The sequence below is a fragment of the Serratia ureilytica genome (assembly GCF_017309605.1).
Lineage (GTDB): Bacteria > Pseudomonadota > Gammaproteobacteria > Enterobacterales > Enterobacteriaceae > Serratia > Serratia ureilytica.
Genome location: NZ_CP071320.1, coordinates 4,869,132 through 4,883,845 on the forward strand (window position 1 = coordinate 4,869,132; position 14,714 = coordinate 4,883,845).

General features: G+C 61.3%; 14 protein-coding genes. 4 read left to right on the top strand and 10 right to left on the bottom strand.

Translation table 11 applies throughout. From position 1 onward, the window contains the following. Window positions 1-11: 11 nt before the first annotated feature. Together rhtC and recQ are read right to left on the bottom strand one after the other, a co-directional pair. On the bottom strand, window positions 12-632 hold the full coding sequence (gene rhtC, locus J0X03_RS23060; protein WP_142074864.1) for a threonine export protein RhtC: 621 nt from the start codon (window positions 630-632) through the stop codon (window positions 12-14). A 12-nt stretch (window positions 633-644) separates the two neighbouring features. After that, window positions 645-2,477: an ATP-dependent DNA helicase RecQ gene (gene recQ / locus J0X03_RS23065; RefSeq protein ID WP_046688049.1), complete on the bottom strand. Its 1,833-nt coding sequence runs from the start codon at window positions 2,475-2,477 to the stop codon at window positions 645-647. 199 nt (window positions 2,478-2,676) lie between these two features. Between recQ and J0X03_RS23070 the strand changes: the two genes are divergently transcribed. After that, a complete protein-coding gene (locus tag J0X03_RS23070; RefSeq protein ID WP_033645017.1) occupies window positions 2,677-3,147 on the top strand; it encodes a thioesterase family protein in 471 nt (156 codons plus the stop codon). Between the two features lie 66 nt (window positions 3,148-3,213). Beyond that, window positions 3,214-4,101 carry an EamA family transporter RarD gene (gene rarD / locus J0X03_RS23075; protein WP_033645018.1) on the top strand — a complete coding sequence of 296 codons (888 nt, stop codon included), beginning with the start codon at window positions 3,214-3,216 and terminating at the stop codon, window positions 4,099-4,101. Window positions 4,102-4,117: 16 nt separating this feature from the next. Here rarD and corA read toward each other — a convergent pair whose 3' ends face one another. Then, on the bottom strand, window positions 4,118-5,068 hold the full coding sequence (corA, locus tag J0X03_RS23080; RefSeq protein WP_004934262.1) for a magnesium/cobalt transporter CorA: 951 nt from the start codon (window positions 5,066-5,068) through the stop codon (window positions 4,118-4,120). Window positions 5,069-5,514: 446 nt separating this feature from the next. On the opposite strand from corA, the gene J0X03_RS23085 reads away from it, so the two are divergent. Further along, a complete protein-coding gene (locus tag J0X03_RS23085; RefSeq protein ID WP_025160392.1) occupies window positions 5,515-5,988 on the top strand; it encodes a WbuC family cupin fold metalloprotein in 474 nt (157 codons plus the stop codon). A 43-nt stretch (window positions 5,989-6,031) separates the two neighbouring features. Here J0X03_RS23085 and uvrD read toward each other — a convergent pair whose 3' ends face one another. The 6 genes from uvrD to lptM form a co-directional block, all read right to left on the bottom strand. After that, window positions 6,032-8,194 carry a DNA helicase II gene (uvrD, locus tag J0X03_RS23090; RefSeq protein WP_038874108.1) on the bottom strand — a complete coding sequence of 721 codons (2,163 nt, stop codon included), beginning with the start codon at window positions 8,192-8,194 and terminating at the stop codon, window positions 6,032-6,034. Window positions 8,195-8,272: 78 nt separating this feature from the next. Further along, window positions 8,273-8,989, bottom strand: a complete 717-nt coding sequence (gene yigB / locus J0X03_RS23095) for a 5-amino-6-(5-phospho-D-ribitylamino)uracil phosphatase YigB (RefSeq protein WP_033636653.1) — start codon at window positions 8,987-8,989, stop codon at window positions 8,273-8,275. Next, window positions 8,989-9,900 (bottom strand): tyrosine recombinase XerC, encoded by a 912-nt coding sequence (xerC, locus tag J0X03_RS23100; protein WP_033645020.1) that lies wholly within the window; start codon window positions 9,898-9,900, stop codon window positions 8,989-8,991. Before xerC ends, yigB begins: the two co-directional genes overlap by 1 nt. Then, window positions 9,897-10,610 (bottom strand): DUF484 domain-containing protein, encoded by a 714-nt coding sequence (locus J0X03_RS23105; protein ID WP_033645022.1) that lies wholly within the window; start codon window positions 10,608-10,610, stop codon window positions 9,897-9,899. Before J0X03_RS23105 ends, xerC begins: the two co-directional genes overlap by 4 nt. Then, a complete protein-coding gene (gene dapF, locus J0X03_RS23110) occupies window positions 10,607-11,431 on the bottom strand; it encodes a diaminopimelate epimerase (RefSeq protein ID WP_004934244.1) in 825 nt (274 codons plus the stop codon). Before dapF ends, J0X03_RS23105 begins: the two co-directional genes overlap by 4 nt. 71 nt (window positions 11,432-11,502) lie before the next feature. Further along, a complete protein-coding gene (lptM, locus tag J0X03_RS23115) occupies window positions 11,503-11,709 on the bottom strand; it encodes an LPS translocon maturation chaperone LptM (RefSeq protein WP_080350231.1) in 207 nt (68 codons plus the stop codon). A 78-nt stretch (window positions 11,710-11,787) separates the two neighbouring features. Here lptM and cyaY point away from each other — a divergent pair, with 78 nt between their 5' ends. Then, a complete protein-coding gene (cyaY, locus tag J0X03_RS23120; RefSeq protein WP_033645025.1) occupies window positions 11,788-12,108 on the top strand; it encodes an iron donor protein CyaY in 321 nt (106 codons plus the stop codon). A gap of 36 nt (window positions 12,109-12,144) precedes the next feature. Here cyaY and J0X03_RS23125 read toward each other — a convergent pair whose 3' ends face one another. Then, window positions 12,145-14,697, bottom strand: a complete 2,553-nt coding sequence (locus tag J0X03_RS23125; RefSeq protein WP_019452546.1) for a class I adenylate cyclase — start codon at window positions 14,695-14,697, stop codon at window positions 12,145-12,147. Window positions 14,698-14,714: the final 17 nt, after the last annotated feature.

Here is a 14,714-nt window from a genome sequence, read left to right on the forward strand (position 1 = left end):
TTCACTGCCGGTTAGCGGGTAAAGATCAGGTGTAACCCGAAGCCGGTAAACAGCACGCCAGCCACCCCGTCTATCCACTTGGCCAACCGCTGATAACCGCGGCGCATCGCCGGCAGCGCGAACACCACCGCCACCAGGCTGAACCAGACGAAGGTCTCGGCGACGATCAGCAAGAACAGCCCCCAACGCGCCCCGGCGCCGACGCTGTCGCCGACGAACAGCGAGAACACGCTGCCGAAATAGATCACCGCTTTCGGGTTGGACAGGTTGGTCAAGAAGCCGCGAATAAAGCTGCGCCCGGCCTTCGGCAACGCCACCTGGGCCTCTGCCGCGGGCGGAGCTTGCTGCGTCCGCGCGGAACGCAGCAGTTGCCACCCCATCCAGCACAGGTAAATGCCGCCGCCGACCATGATTATCTGATGCAGCCAGGCCATCTTCTGCAGGATCAGATGCAGCCCCATCAACGCCACGCCGGCCCATACCACGATGCCGAGCGAAATGCCGACCACGCCCATCATCGCCTCGCGGCGCGAGCGGCTGGCGGCGGTCTGCGACACGAAAAAGAAGTCCGGCCCCGGGCTCATCAGCGCAATCAGATGCACCAGCGCCACGGTGAGAAACAGCATCAGCATGATTTATCGCCCTCAGTCTTCGTCATTGTCGAGATGGTCGCGGATCATCGCCATAAAGGGCGCGCCGAAACGCTCCAGTTTGCGCTGCCCCACGCCGTTGACGCTCAGCAGATCGCCGGCCTTGATCGGCATCTGTTCGGCCATTTCCAGCAGCGTGGCGTCGTTGAACACCACGTAGGGTGGAATGTTTTCTTCGTCGGCGATCGACTTGCGCAGTTTGCGCAGCTTGGCGAACAGCTTGCGATCGTAATTGCCGCCGTAGGATTTCTGGTTGGCGCTGCTGCGCGACTTCAGGCTCTGAATGCGCGGCACCGCCAGCTGCAGCGCCACCTCGCCGCGCAACACCGGACGCGCCGCCTCGGTCAATTGCAGCGCCGAGTGCATGGCGATGTTCTGGGTGATAAAGCCCAGGTGGATCAGCTGACGCAGCACGCTGGTCCAGTGCTCCGTGGTTTGATCGCGGCCAATGCCGTACACCGGCAGCTTGTCGTGACCGTATTCGCGAATGCGCTGATTGTTGGATCCGCGCAGCACTTCCACGATGTACCCGAGGCCAAAGCGCTGGCCGACGCGGTACACGCAAGACAGCGCCTTGCGCGCGTCCTCCAGCCCGTCGTAGCGCTTGGGCGGATCGAGGCAGATATCGCAGTTGCCGCAGTTTTCGTGCTTGCCTTCGCCGAAGTAATTGAGCAGCACCAGGCGACGGCAGGTTTGCGCCTCGGCGAAAGCGCCCATGGCGTTCAGCTTGTGACGCTCGATGTCCAGCTGTTGCCCGGCGGGTTTCTCCTCCAGACAGCGGCGCAGCCAGGCCATGTCGGCGGGATCGTACAGCAGGATGGCTTCGGCCGGCAGGCCGTCGCGCCCGGCGCGGCCGGTCTCCTGATAATAGGATTCGATATTGCGCGGGATGTCGAAATGCACCACAAAACGCACGTTGGGTTTGTTAATGCCCATGCCGAAGGCGACGGTGGCCACCACCACCTGCAGATCGTCACGCTGGAACGCCTCCTGCACCTGGGCGCGGCGATCGTTGTCCAGCCCCGCGTGGTAAGCGCCGACGCTCAGCCCGCGGCTTTGCAGGCGCGCGGCGGTGTCTTCCACCTTGGCGCGGCTGTTGCAATAGATAATGCCGCTCTTGCCGCGCTGATCCTGCACGAAGCGCCACAGCTGGTCGAGCGGTTTGAATTTTTCCACCAGCGTGTAGCGGATGTTCGGTCGGTCGAAGCTGCTGACCTGCACCAGCGGATCCTGCAGCGACAGCAGACGCACGATATCGCCGCGCGTGGCTTCGTCGGCAGTGGCGGTCAACGCGATCACCGGCATCGACGGGAAGCGCTGTTTCAACTGCCCCAGCGCGCGGTATTCCGGCCGGAAGTCGTGGCCCCATTGGGAGATGCAGTGCGCCTCATCCACCGCCAGCATCGCCGGCGGGCAGTGATCGAGCAGGTTGAGGAAGCTTTCCATCATCAGCCGCTCCGGCGCGATGTACAGCATCTTGATGGTGCCGTTGCGGCAGCCGGCCATGACGTCCAGCTGCTCCTCGCGGGTTTGCGTCGAGTTGTAGCAGGCGGCGGAAACGCCGTAGGCCAACAGTTGGTCGACCTGATCCTTCATCAGCGAGATCAGCGGAGAAACGACCAGCGTCAGGCCGTCCATCACCAGCGCAGGGATTTGGTAACACAACGACTTGCCGCCGCCGGTCGGCATCACCACCAGGCAATCCTGCCCGCCGATCGCGGCATTGATAATCGTTTGCTGCCCCGGACGGAATTGCTGGTAGCCGAAGGTATCGCGCAATACCTGCTCGGCCAGCAACTCTCTGTTAATCACTGCTGCGGTTGACACACACTTCCCCATTTTTTCATCGGTACACACCCACCGGGTATGATTACACAATATCGTTCAGCATGACACCAACGCGCGCGTGACTCTTTTGCCTAAACGGGCTGGCAAGCAACAAAGGTTAAGCATAAAATCAACATTCCATTAACCTGGACTGACCAGTTAGCTCCCTTAAAACGCAAAAGAAAAACGGAAACCCGCTATGTCGACAACACCACTGACCCTGGAAGCCGCCCGCCGCAAGATCGGCGAAATTTTTGTCTACCACATGCCGTTCAACCGCGAGCTTGGCCTGGAGCTGCGCCGCTTCGACGATGACTACGTCGAGCTGAGCTTCACCAACCAGCGCAAGCTGGTGGGCAACGCCGCGCAGGAAATTCTGCACGGCGGCGTGATCGCCGCCGTGCTTGACGTCGCCGCCGGGCTGGCCTGCGCCGGCGGCGTGCTGACACGCCTGGAGCCGCTGGTTGAAGAGGAGATCGCCGCCAAGCTGTCGCGCATGGGCACCATCGACCTGCGCGTCGACTACCTGCGCCCCGGCCGCGGCGAGCACTTCGTCGCCTCCGCCAGCGTGCTGCGCAGCGGCAACAAAGTCGCCGTCGCGCGCGTAGAACTGCATAACCACGACGGCCTGCATATCGCGACCGCCACCGCCACCTACCTGGTCGGCTGATGATTGTGTGCGGTGAGCGTCTTCAGTACACTCACCGCATCTTAAGTTCCCCACCAGAGTGACGTCATGGACGCAAAGCAAACGCGTCAGGGCATTTTCTTTGCCCTGGCCGCCTATTTTATGTGGGGCATCGCCCCGGCTTATTTCAAACTGATCCAGCAAGTGTCCGCGGATGAGATCCTCACCCACCGGATCATCTGGTCGTTTTTCTTCATGCTGGCGCTGATCACGCTGGGCCGCAACTGGCCTAAAGTGCGCGCCGCCTGCCAAAATCGCAAACGGCTGCTGTTGCTGGCGGTCACCGCGCTGTTGATCGGCGGCAACTGGCTGCTGTTCATCTGGGCGGTGAACAATCACCATATGCTGGAAGCCAGCCTGGGCTACTTCATCAACCCGCTGGTTAACGTGCTGTTGGGGATGCTGTTTCTCGGCGAACGTTTCCGCCGCATGCAGTGGGTGGCGGTGGCGCTTGCGTTCACCGGGGTGCTGGTGCAGCTCTGGCAGTTCGGGTCGTTGCCGATCATCGGTCTGGGGCTGGCGTTCAGCTTTGCCTTCTACGGCCTGCTGCGCAAGAAAATCGCCATCGACGCGCAGACCGGCATGCTGATTGAAACGCTGTGGCTGCTGCCGGTGGCGGCGGCCTATCTGTTCCTGTTCGCCGACAGCCCCACCAGCCACCTGAGCGCCAACCCGTGGTCGCTGAACCTGCTGCTGGTCGCCGCCGGCATCGTCACCACCGTGCCGCTGCTGTGCTTCACCGCGGCGGCTACCCGGCTGCGCCTGTCGACGCTAGGTTTCTTCCAGTATCTCGGCCCGACGCTGATGTTCCTGCTGGCGGTCACCTTCTACGGCGAGACCGTCGGCCAGGACAAGCTGGTGACCTTCGGCTTTATCTGGGCGGCGCTGATCCTGTTCACCCTCGACGCGCTCTATACCCAGCGCAAGCTGCGCTGAGCCCGGCGCCGCCGGGTTACAGCCAGTTTTTGCGCTTGAAGTACAGGTAAGGGGCCAGGCCCGCCAGGATCATCAGCGTGATCGCGCCCGGGTAGCCGAACGACCATTTCAGTTCCGGCATGAATTCAAAGTTCATGCCGTAGCTGGAAGCCACCAGCGTAGGCGGCAGGAACACCACCGACACTACCGAGAAGATCTTGATAATACGGTTCTGTTCGATGTTGATGAAGCCCATCGCCGCCTGCATCAGGAAGTTCACCTTCTGGAACAGCGATTCGTTGTGCGGCAGCAGGGATTCGATGTCGCGCAGCACTTCACGCGCCTGCTCCAGCTGGCCGGTCGGCAGACGCGCCTTGCGCACCAGGAAGTTGAGCGCGCGCTGGGTATCCATCAGGCACAAACGCACCTTCCAGCCGATATCTTCCAGCTCCGCCAGCGTCGAGAGCGCGGCGTCGTATTCGTCGCCCTGATGCCCTTCCATGATCACCCGGCTGAGCTGTTCCAGATCGCTGTAGATATTCTCTATCTCGTCCGCCAGCTGTTCAATCTTGGTCTCGAACAGATCCAGCAGCAGTTCGTAAGCGTTGCCTTCGAGCATCGTCTGGTTGCGGGCGCGCATGCGGTACAGGCGGAACGCCGGCAGTTCGCGTTCACGCAGGGTATACAGGCGGCCGTCGCGGATGGTGAACGCCACCGTGGAGTTGCCGGCGTGATCTTCCGCATCTTCAAAGTAGAAAAAGGAGTGGATATGCAGACCGTCTTCGTCTTCGAAGAAACGGGCGGAGGCTTCGATGTCGTCCAGTTCGGGACGCGTCGCCAGGCTTTGTCCCAGCTCATTCTGCACGCGCTCACGCTCGCCCTCTTCCGGCTCGACCAGATCAACCCACAGCGATGACGTGAGATCATCCGAGTCGTCCAGTTCCAGACGGGACAAGCGGCGGTTATCTAATTTAAAAGCGCTCAGCATGTGCCAAAACTCCGTGAAGGTAACGGGTGCGGACAACGCGTTGAAGCACAGAAACAGAGGGAGATGCGTATCACCGATTTGTTTCAGACCATGAAGAGATCTGACTCATAGCGACACTTTGCGGGGTCGCCGACAACCACGAAGGCTATCAGCAAAAACGGAGAGCCTTAGAAGTTATACCTGCGGCGCAGGTCAGTGAGCCAGTATCTACTGGGTGTGTCCAAGGCGTCTGTCCTCAATGATAATAGTGCGCGCATGTTACGCCGAGAAGAAAAAGCCTGTCAACACGTTAGGCGGGATAATTGCGCAACAAATCATCACGATGATCAATAGCAGAAATGGGGCTTAAACCGTACTGAAAAAGTCGCGGCGATCGCTTACCGCCACCAAGAATGTTGCTAAGATGACATCACCCTAATGGTACGACAAGCATGCGGATTTAAATGATGAAACAGATTACCGCCCATGAACTGACCGCGATGAGCGAACAGGCCGCCAGCGTGGCCCGCCTGCGCGCGCACCGCACCTTACACGAAGAGCTGAGCGACCCGGTGCAACGCCTGGCTATCGCCATGGAACCCGGCACCTATATCCGCCCGCACCGCCACCCGCAAACCTGGGAGCTGCTGACGCCGCTGCGCGGCCGCTTTGTGGTGCTGCAGTTCAACGATGACGGCGTCGTAACACAGCGCACCCTGCTTGGCGAAGAAACCAAAGTGCTGGAGATGCCGGCCTTTACCTGGCATGCGGTGCTGTCGGTCGATGCCGGCGGCGTAGTGTTCGAAGTGAAGCAGGGCCCGTATCAGGCGCTGACCGAAGAAGACTGCATGCAGTGGGCGCCGCAGGAAGGCGGTGAAGGCACCGAAGCGGTGATGCGCTGGTATGCCACCGCACAGGTCGGCGACCGGTACCCTCACTGATCGTGAAAGGTTGCAGGGGCTGGCCCCTGCAACGCCTCTCTCTTTATACCGTTTCCAAACGCGCGTAGGCCGCCACCAGCCATTTGATGCCCTCACCCGGGAAGGCGATCTGCAGCCGGCTGTGCTCGCCACTGCCCTCCAGATTGACGATGGTGCCTTCGCCAAACTTGGGATGACGCACGCGCTGGCCCAGCTTGTAACCGGTGTCGTTCTCGCTGATCGGCGTGCCCATGCGGCGGTGATTGACCGGGCGCGATACGCTGGCGCGCAGGCGCACTTCTTCCACGCACTCCTCCGGCAATTCGCCGATAAAGCGCGACGGCCGGTGATAAACCTCTTTGCCGTACAGACGGCGCGTTTCAGCATAGGTCAGCGTCAGTTTCTGCATGGCGCGCGTCACGCCCACATAGGCCAGACGGCGCTCCTCCTCCAGACGGCCGCCTTCGTCCAGCGACATCTGGCTCGGGAACATGCCTTCTTCCATGCCGACGATAAACACCAGCGGGAACTCCAACCCCTTGGCCGAGTGCAGGGTCATCAGCTGCACCGCGTCCTGATAGGCGTCGGCCTGGCCTTCGCCCGCCTCCAGGGCCGCATGCGACAGGAACGCCTGCAGCGGCATCAGATCCTGATCTTCTTCCTGATAGCTGAACTGGCGCGTCGCCGTCACCAGTTCCTCAAGGTTTTCGATGCGCGCCTGCCCCTTTTCGCCTTTCTCCTGCTCATACATGATGAACAGCCCGGAATCGCGGATCACCCGATCGGTCTGCACGTGCAGCGGCATATCGGCGGTTTCATGCGCCAGCGACTCCACCAGCTCGATGAAGCGCTGCAGCGCCGACGCGGCGCGGCCGGCCAGAACCTTGTCCTGCATCAGTTCGCGCGTCGCCTGCCACAGCGTCAGCTGGCGATCGCGCGCCGCCTGGCGCACCACGTCGAGGGTGCGATCGCCGATGCCGCGCGTCGGGGTGTTGACCACGCGCTCAAAGGCCGCGTCGTCGTTGCGGTTGGAGATCAGGCGCAGGTAAGCCAGCGCATCCTTGATTTCCTGGCGTTCGAAGAAGCGCTGGCCGCCGTAGATGCGGTACGGCATCGCCGTCTGCAGCAGCGCCTCTTCCAGCACGCGCGACTGGGCGTTGCTGCGGTACAGGATGGCGCAGTCGTTCAGCGCCCCGCCGTTGTCCTGCCAGGTCTTGATGCGGTTGACCACGAAGCGCGCTTCGTCGAGTTCGTTGAAGGCACAGTAAATGGAGATCGGTTCGCCTTCGCCGCCTTCGGTCCACAGGTTTTTACCCATGCGCCCGTCGTTGTTGGCGATCAGGGTGTTGGCCGCTTTCAGGATGTTGCTGGTGGAACGGTAGTTCTGCTCCAGGCGGATGGTTTCCGCGCCGGGGAAATCCTTCAGGAAGCGCTGGATGTTTTCCACCTGCGCGCCGCGCCAGCCGTAGATCGACTGGTCATCGTCGCCGACGATCATCACGTTGCTGTTGCCGCCCGCCAGCAGGCGGATCCAGGCGTACTGGATGCTGTTGGTATCCTGGAATTCGTCCACCAGCACGTTGGTGAAACGTTCGCGATAGTGGTTGAGGATATGCGGCTTGTTCAGCCACAGCTCGTGCGCGCGCAGCAGCAGCTCGGCGAAATCCACCAGCCCCGCGCGATCGCAGGCTTCCTGATAGGCCTGGTAGATACGCAGCCAGGTGGCCTCTACCGGGTTGTTGTAGGTCTCGACGTGCTGCGGGCGCAGGCCTTCGTCTTTCTTGCCGTTGATGTACCACATCGCCTGACGCGGCGGCCACTGTTTCTCGTCGACGTTCAGCGCCTTGATGATGCGCTTGAGCAACCGCAACTGGTCGTCGCTGTCGAGGATCTGGAAATCCTGCGGCAGGTTGGCTTCCAGATGATGAGCGCGCAGCAGGCGGTGCGCCAGACCGTGGAAAGTGCCGATCCACATGCCGCCCTGGCTGGTGCCGATCAGATGTTCGATACGGTGGCGCATTTCCGCCGCCGCCTTGTTGGTGAAGGTCACCGCCATGATCGAATACGGTGAGCAGTTCTCCACCGACAGCAGCCAGGCGATGCGATGCACCAGCACCCGCGTCTTGCCGCTGCCCGCTCCGGCCAGAACCAACAGGTTGCTGCGCGGCGCCGCCACGGCTTCACGTTGTTTTTCATTCAGGCTGTCGAGCAGATCGGAGACGTCCATAGGCACCACTAATGGTTAAGGAAAAACCCGCCGGCGACGGGTTTTTCACTGGAAATTTATACAGAGTTCTGGCAGGGATTATAACAATGCTGTCAGCGATGCCAACTGCGAAATCTCAATATGCGGCAGCAGGCGGCTGTCGGCGGCCTGCATCAGGCTGCGTTGCCGATCGTTGATCCAACAGGCCTGCAGCCCCGCGCGCAGCGCGCCGGCCACGTCGGTGGTCAGATCGTCGCCCACGTGCAGGATCTGCTCGGGCGCCACACCCAGCCGCTCGACGGCCAGGTGATACATGTCCTGATACGGCTTGGCGCGCCCGTCCGGCCCGGAACGCAGCACAAACTGAAAGTAGCCGTCCAGGCCGCACTGCGCCGGATCGGCGTTGCCGTTGGTGATCGCCACCAGCGGGTAGCGCGCCGCCAGCGCCTTCAGCGTGGCATGGGTCGCTTCCGGCACCTCAATACGGCTGCGCCACAGCGCGAAATTCTGCATCGCCGCATCGGCCCCGATCGCCGCTTCGGCGTCGCGCAGCCCCTGCCGGCTCAACGCCAGATGAATGGCGCGCCAGCGCCACTGGGTGACGTCGTGGTAGATCTCCGGATCCTGCTCGCGCAGTTCCTGGCGCAGGCGGTGGAAATCCGCCGACTGGAAGCCGTTCAGGCCGGGATGGTAGCTCTGCAGGAAGGCCACCGACTGCTGCTCGGTTTGCCGGATCACCGGACGGTTGTCATACAGCGTGTCGTCCAGATCGAAAGTCAGCGCCGCCAGCGGGCGCAGCGGGCGATAAAAATGCATCAGGATTTCCCCCGTTTGGCGCGCGGGTGCGCGGCATCGTACACGTTCGCCAGATGTTGAAAGTCGAGGTGGGTATAAATTTGCGTGGTGGTCAGGTTGGCGTGGCCGAGCAGCTCCTGCACCGCGCGCAGGTCGCCGCTGGACTCCAGCATATGGGTGGCGAAGGAGTGGCGCAGCTTGTGCGGATGGATATGGCTATTGACGCCCTGCTTCACGCCCCATTCGGCGAAGCGTTTTTGCACGTTGCGCGTCGAGATGCGTCGCCCCTGATTGGACAGGAACATGGCGTCGTCCTGCGGCCCAAACAGATCGCGCATCGCCAGCCAGTGTTCCAGCCAGGTGACGGCGGTGCGCCCAATCGGCAGTTTGCGTTCTTTGCTGCCTTTCCCCATCACCCACACCTCGCCCGCCGCCATATCGACATGGCGGCAATCCAGCCCCACCAGCTCGGAGAGGCGCAGGCCGGCGCCGTACATCACCTCCAGCATGGCGCGATCGCGCACCGCCAGCGGATCGTTGAGATCGATCTCCAGCAGCTGGTTCATTTCATCGACGTCGATGTTTTTCGGCAGATGACGGCCGCTGCGCGGCGTGCGGATGCCCTTGGCAGGGTTGGCGTGCAGCACGCCCTGGCTGACCAGCCAATCGAGGAAGCTACGCAACGAAGAGAGCCGCAGCGCCAGGCTGGCGGACTGCAGACCGGCGCGTTTGCTGCGCGCCGCCAGCATGCGCACCCGGGCGGCGTCCAGCGTCGTCCAGTCGGTGACGCCGATCTCCTGCGCCAGGCGCATCAGCGCCGTCAGCTGGCGTGAATAGCTGAGCTGCGTCAGCGGGCTGAGTTGCCGTTCTACCTTGAGATAACGCAGAAAAGCGTCCACCGGCTGCTGCAGGCTGGGCGCAATCGGCGTCATGCGCGTTCGATCCAGCGTTCCAGCAGTGCCGGCAGCATGCGCGCCAGCTGATTGAGCATCACCGTACCCATGCCCTGCTGATAATGTTGCGTATCGCGGCTGCTGAAGATCACCATGCCCAGCTCGCCGTCGTCGCCCAACATCGACAGCGCCACCGAGCCAATTTGGCCAATCTGTTTGGCCTGCGGCAACAGCAGCAGCAGCTCGGGGCCGTTCAGGCTGCCGAGATAGTGTTGTTCGCTGCCCAGCCGCTGAATGCGGAACGGCTCGAACGCCGAACGCGTCAGCGCCAGGTGGGTGAAATCGGAAGGCGCGCCGATATTCCAGCGCTCGGCGAACAGCCGAACCGTGGCGCCGGCCAAACCGAAGCCGCGCGCCCAGCGCTGCAGCCGGTTTAGCATGTCCTGCAGGCTGTCGGCGGTGGCCAGATCGGCCTGCAGGTGCAGCAGCCTGGCGAACAGCCCTTCGTTGGCGCTGGCCTGCTCCATCAACAGCGTGATCTCTTCTTCCAGCCGTTCGATGTGATTGCGCTGACGAGCCAGATGCCATTCCACCAGCGAAACGGTGCCGCGCACCGGGTGAGGCACGCGCATCTGCTCAACCTGGCGCGCGTTGCGAATAAAGAAATCCGGGTTCTGCAGCAGGTACTGCATCACGGCGTCGTCATCCAGCGCCAGGCCGGCGACGCTCTGTTCTTCTACGCTTTTCATAGATGAATAAATCCGTCATAGACATGGGTTGCCGGACCGGTCATAAACAGCGGATTGCCCGGCCCTTTCCAGCGAATATGCAGGCTGCCGCCCGGCAGTTCTACATGCACCTCTTCTGACAGCAATTCCTGTTGGATCCCGACCGCCACCGCCGCACAGGCGCCGCTGCCGCAGGCCTGCGTTTCACCGGCGCCGCGCTCGTAAACGCGCAGCTTGATGTGATCGCGGCTGACCACTTGCATAAAGCCGATGTTGGCCCGTTCCGGGAAGCGCTCGTGCCCTTCCAGCACCGGCCCAAGCAGCTCCACCTTGGCGGTTTTTACATCATCCACCTGCAAAACACAATGCGGGTTGCCCATCGACACCACGCCGCACAGCACGGTATGTTCCGCCGCGCGCATGATGTAGGTCTTTTCCGCCTTGGCGGCGCGGAACGGCACCGCCTGCGGATCGAAATTCGGCTCACCCATGTTGACGCACACCAGATCGTCGTCGGTGACGCTGAGCACCATGCGCCCGGTTTGGGTGCTAACGCGGATATCGCGCTTGTTGGTCAGCCCTTTCAGCCGCACAAAGCGCGCGAAACAGCGCGCGCCGTTGCCGCACTGCGCCACTTCGCTGCCGTCGGCGTTAAAAATTCGGTAGTGAAAATCCAGCTCGGGATCGTAAGGCGGTTCTACCACCAGCATCTGGTCAAAGCCGACGCCCAGGTGCCGATCGGCCAGCCGGCGGATCAGCTCAGGTGAAAAATAGACATTCTGTGTAACGGCATCGACCACCATAAAGTCGTTGCCCAGACCGTGCATTTTGGAGAACTGCATATCATACTCCGCTATCTGGACGCGCTATCCGTCTTGATTTTGCGGCGGCGCTCGCCACCGCAAACCGGGTGTTACTGGGCAACCATCGACGGTTTTTGCTGAGAGCCAGACTGCTCCTGCTGGTTCTTTTGCACCTGATCGCCCGTTTGCACCGGCGGTTTGGCCGTTTTTTGGCCGGCGGAGTCGGCAGGTGGGAAGTAAAGCGGGCCTTTCAGACCACAGCCGGCGAGGCCGGTAACCAGAACGGCCATCAGCGCATAGCGTAGTTGTTTTTTCATTTGCATTAATGCCTGTAATTCATGCGTCCAAGGTCTCTATAATCGCAGGTGGATCATGAAAAGCAATAGGAATTGAATATGAACGACAGTGAGTTTCACCAGTTGGCCGACCAGCTGATGCTGAATATTGAAGAGACACTGGACGATTTTGACGGCGATGCGGATATCGATTACGAAACCAATGGCGGCGTGATGACGCTGAGCTTCGAAAACGGCACCAAAATCGTCATCAACCGCCAGGAGCCGCTGCACCAGGTGTGGCTCGCCACCAAGGCCGGCGGTTACCACTTCAACTACCGCGACGGCGTCTGGGTATGCGATCGCAGCGGGCAGCCGTTTTACCAACTGCTCAGCGAAGCGGCCAGCGCGCAGGCCGGCGAGGAACTGAGTTTTTCCTGAGGCTAAGCAGGGCTCGGCAACCGAGCCCTTGCGGCGTCAATGCAGCTGGAACTGCTGCTTCAGCGGCTGAGCGGCGCCGTCGGCCACCGTCACGCACAGGCTGGACAGCACGTTGCTGCGGAACGGGATCACCTGCGTGCGCCCGTCGAGCTGCACGATTTGATAGAACTGCGGCAGGTTGAAGTTGATGAAGCTGGAGCCGTAGGTAAAGCGGTCGTGCGACGAGGAATAGAAGCGGCTGACGTCGCGCACCAGCTCCTCTTTGCTGCCCTCGCAGTGGTGATACACCTCCACCCGATTCGACTCATCCAGAATATAGATGTTGAAGCCCTTGTCGTCTGAGGTGTCTTCGAAGAAGAACTGGATGATCCCCTCGCTGGCGAAGCCGTCCACTACCGGCGGCAGATGCACCTGATCGGTTTCCACCTTGATAGACAGGCCGTGCAGCTTGTTGTTGGAGATGGCGCCGTAAAACTCCACCGCGTTCTCCAGCTTCTGCACCGACACGCTCAGGCGCTCGAAGAACAGCCCCCAGGTTTGCCCGGCGACGCGCACCGCCTTGAAGCGGCCGGGTTCCAGCCGGGTGCTGGACAGGCGCAGCTCGATGCACTCAGACACCAGCTGCTGAATGCGGGTGCGAATAAGGCCGCGCAGGTGCTGACTGTAGCAGAACACTTCCACCGACTCCGGCGGTGCGGCGTCCTGGTGCATTTTGCCGAGAATGGTTTTCAATGCTTCCAGCACTGACTGTTCGCCGCTGAAATGCAGGGTGCGCACTTCGTTCCAGGAGTTGCGATACAGCAGATCGATGCTGCCCACCAAACACTGCTGCTGCTGGCCGAAGCTGAACACGTCCAGCTTGCGGAAATCGAAGTGCACCACCTGATTGCGGAAGGCGGCGGTCGGATCGTTTTCCAGATTGACGATGATTGCCAGATGGCGAATCTCGCACGGGCTGTACAGCGCTTTCGGCGTCGGCGCCGGCAGGCGCAGCGGGAAGTGATGGGAAACGTCGGCCACCAGCTCCTGCAGCTTGGCGGTGTCGCACAGGTTGCCGCTCTTGATGTGCAGGCGGGTCTGCGGCGTCAGCAGGCCGTTGAAATAGGCCCAGGCCACCAGCTTGTTCAGGTAGCGGTTATATTCCAGCGGCTGATGGCTGACAATCGAATCCATGGCCGGGGCCTGATTGTACAGGTACCAGCCGGTGCGGTTGGCGCGGCCAACCGGCACATGAATAAAGGTTAAATCGTTTTCCGACAGGTCCGGCGAGATCTGCGGGTTCACCAACGTCACCTTGCCGGGCAGCGCTTCGAACGCCGCATACAGTTTGCGGGTCAGCACGCCGATATCCTGCGGGCTGGCGCTGACGCTGAGGTTGTTGCGGCGGGCGAAACGGATCAGGTTGCGGTAGCTCTGCATCATCGCGTCGAGCAGTTCGTTGTGCGCTTCGCGCACTCGCTCGATCTTCCAGTTGGCGCGGTTGTCCAGCATCGCCAGACGCTCTTCGCTCCAGCCCCACTCGCTGACCAATTGGCTGAGGATCTCGCGCCGCCAGCCGACGCAGGCCTTGGCCAGCGACAGCTTTTCACACACTTTCAGGTAGAAACAGCGACGGGCCAAATCGAGGCGCGTGGTGTCGTTGATGTCGGTCAGGTAGCGGGTGACGCGCTCGAGCATCATGCAGTAGGCGTCGAGCCCGAAGCTGACGATCTCGCCCTGGTGCAGGCGATGTTTGATGTCCGTCGCCAGCAGTTGGGTATTGGGGTATTCCCAGGAATAGGCTTCCAGCAGCAGTGTTTTCAGCACCGCCTTGTAAGGCGAATCGATGCTCTTGTACAGCTGCCACAGGCTGGCGCCGAAGTACTCTTCCGCCGACAGCGAACTCAGGCCGCCGAGATCCAGCCACTCGTTCGGCGTCAGCGCGCCCTGCGCGTACAGCGACAGCACGTATTCATCGTAGTGCGCTTCTTCTTCGCCCGGCACCATGTTCCACAGGATGCGTTTGCCGGCCAGGCGCACCGCGGTGCGGTAGAACTCGTCCAGCAACAGGATGTGCTGCGTCGAGCCGCAGTCTTCGCCGCCCAGGCTGCCGCTTTCATTATGGCGGAAACGGTTTTCGTCGATCAGGAAGAAGCTGACTTCCACCCCCATCGAGGCGGCCCACTTCTCAAGCAGGCTGCATTTTTGCTGCAGGCGGGTGCGTTCTTCGTTGTCCAGCCAGGACTGGTGGCAGACCCAGATATCGAGATCCGAGCTGCAGCTTTGGCCGATAGACGAGGTGCTGCCCATCGAATAGACGCCGGTGATCGGCAGCTCGCCGCTGGCCGGTTTGTCAAACGGGCTGCCCCATTTGTCTTCTAAATCGTTCAGGTAATCTTGTTGAGTTTCATCAGGCGTGTAGAGGCAAATGCCGTGGGGAACGTTACCGTTCAGGTAACCCGGCATCAGCGGGTGGTGGTGGTGCAGTAAGGTGGGCAGCAGACTGTATACCCGTTGAAACGCGGGCTTCATAGCCGCCAGGGCGCGATCGACGCGTAGCTGATTGATCGCATCCAGTCTCTGCTTCAATGTCTCGATGTAGAGGTACAAGACGTCTCGCCTGATTA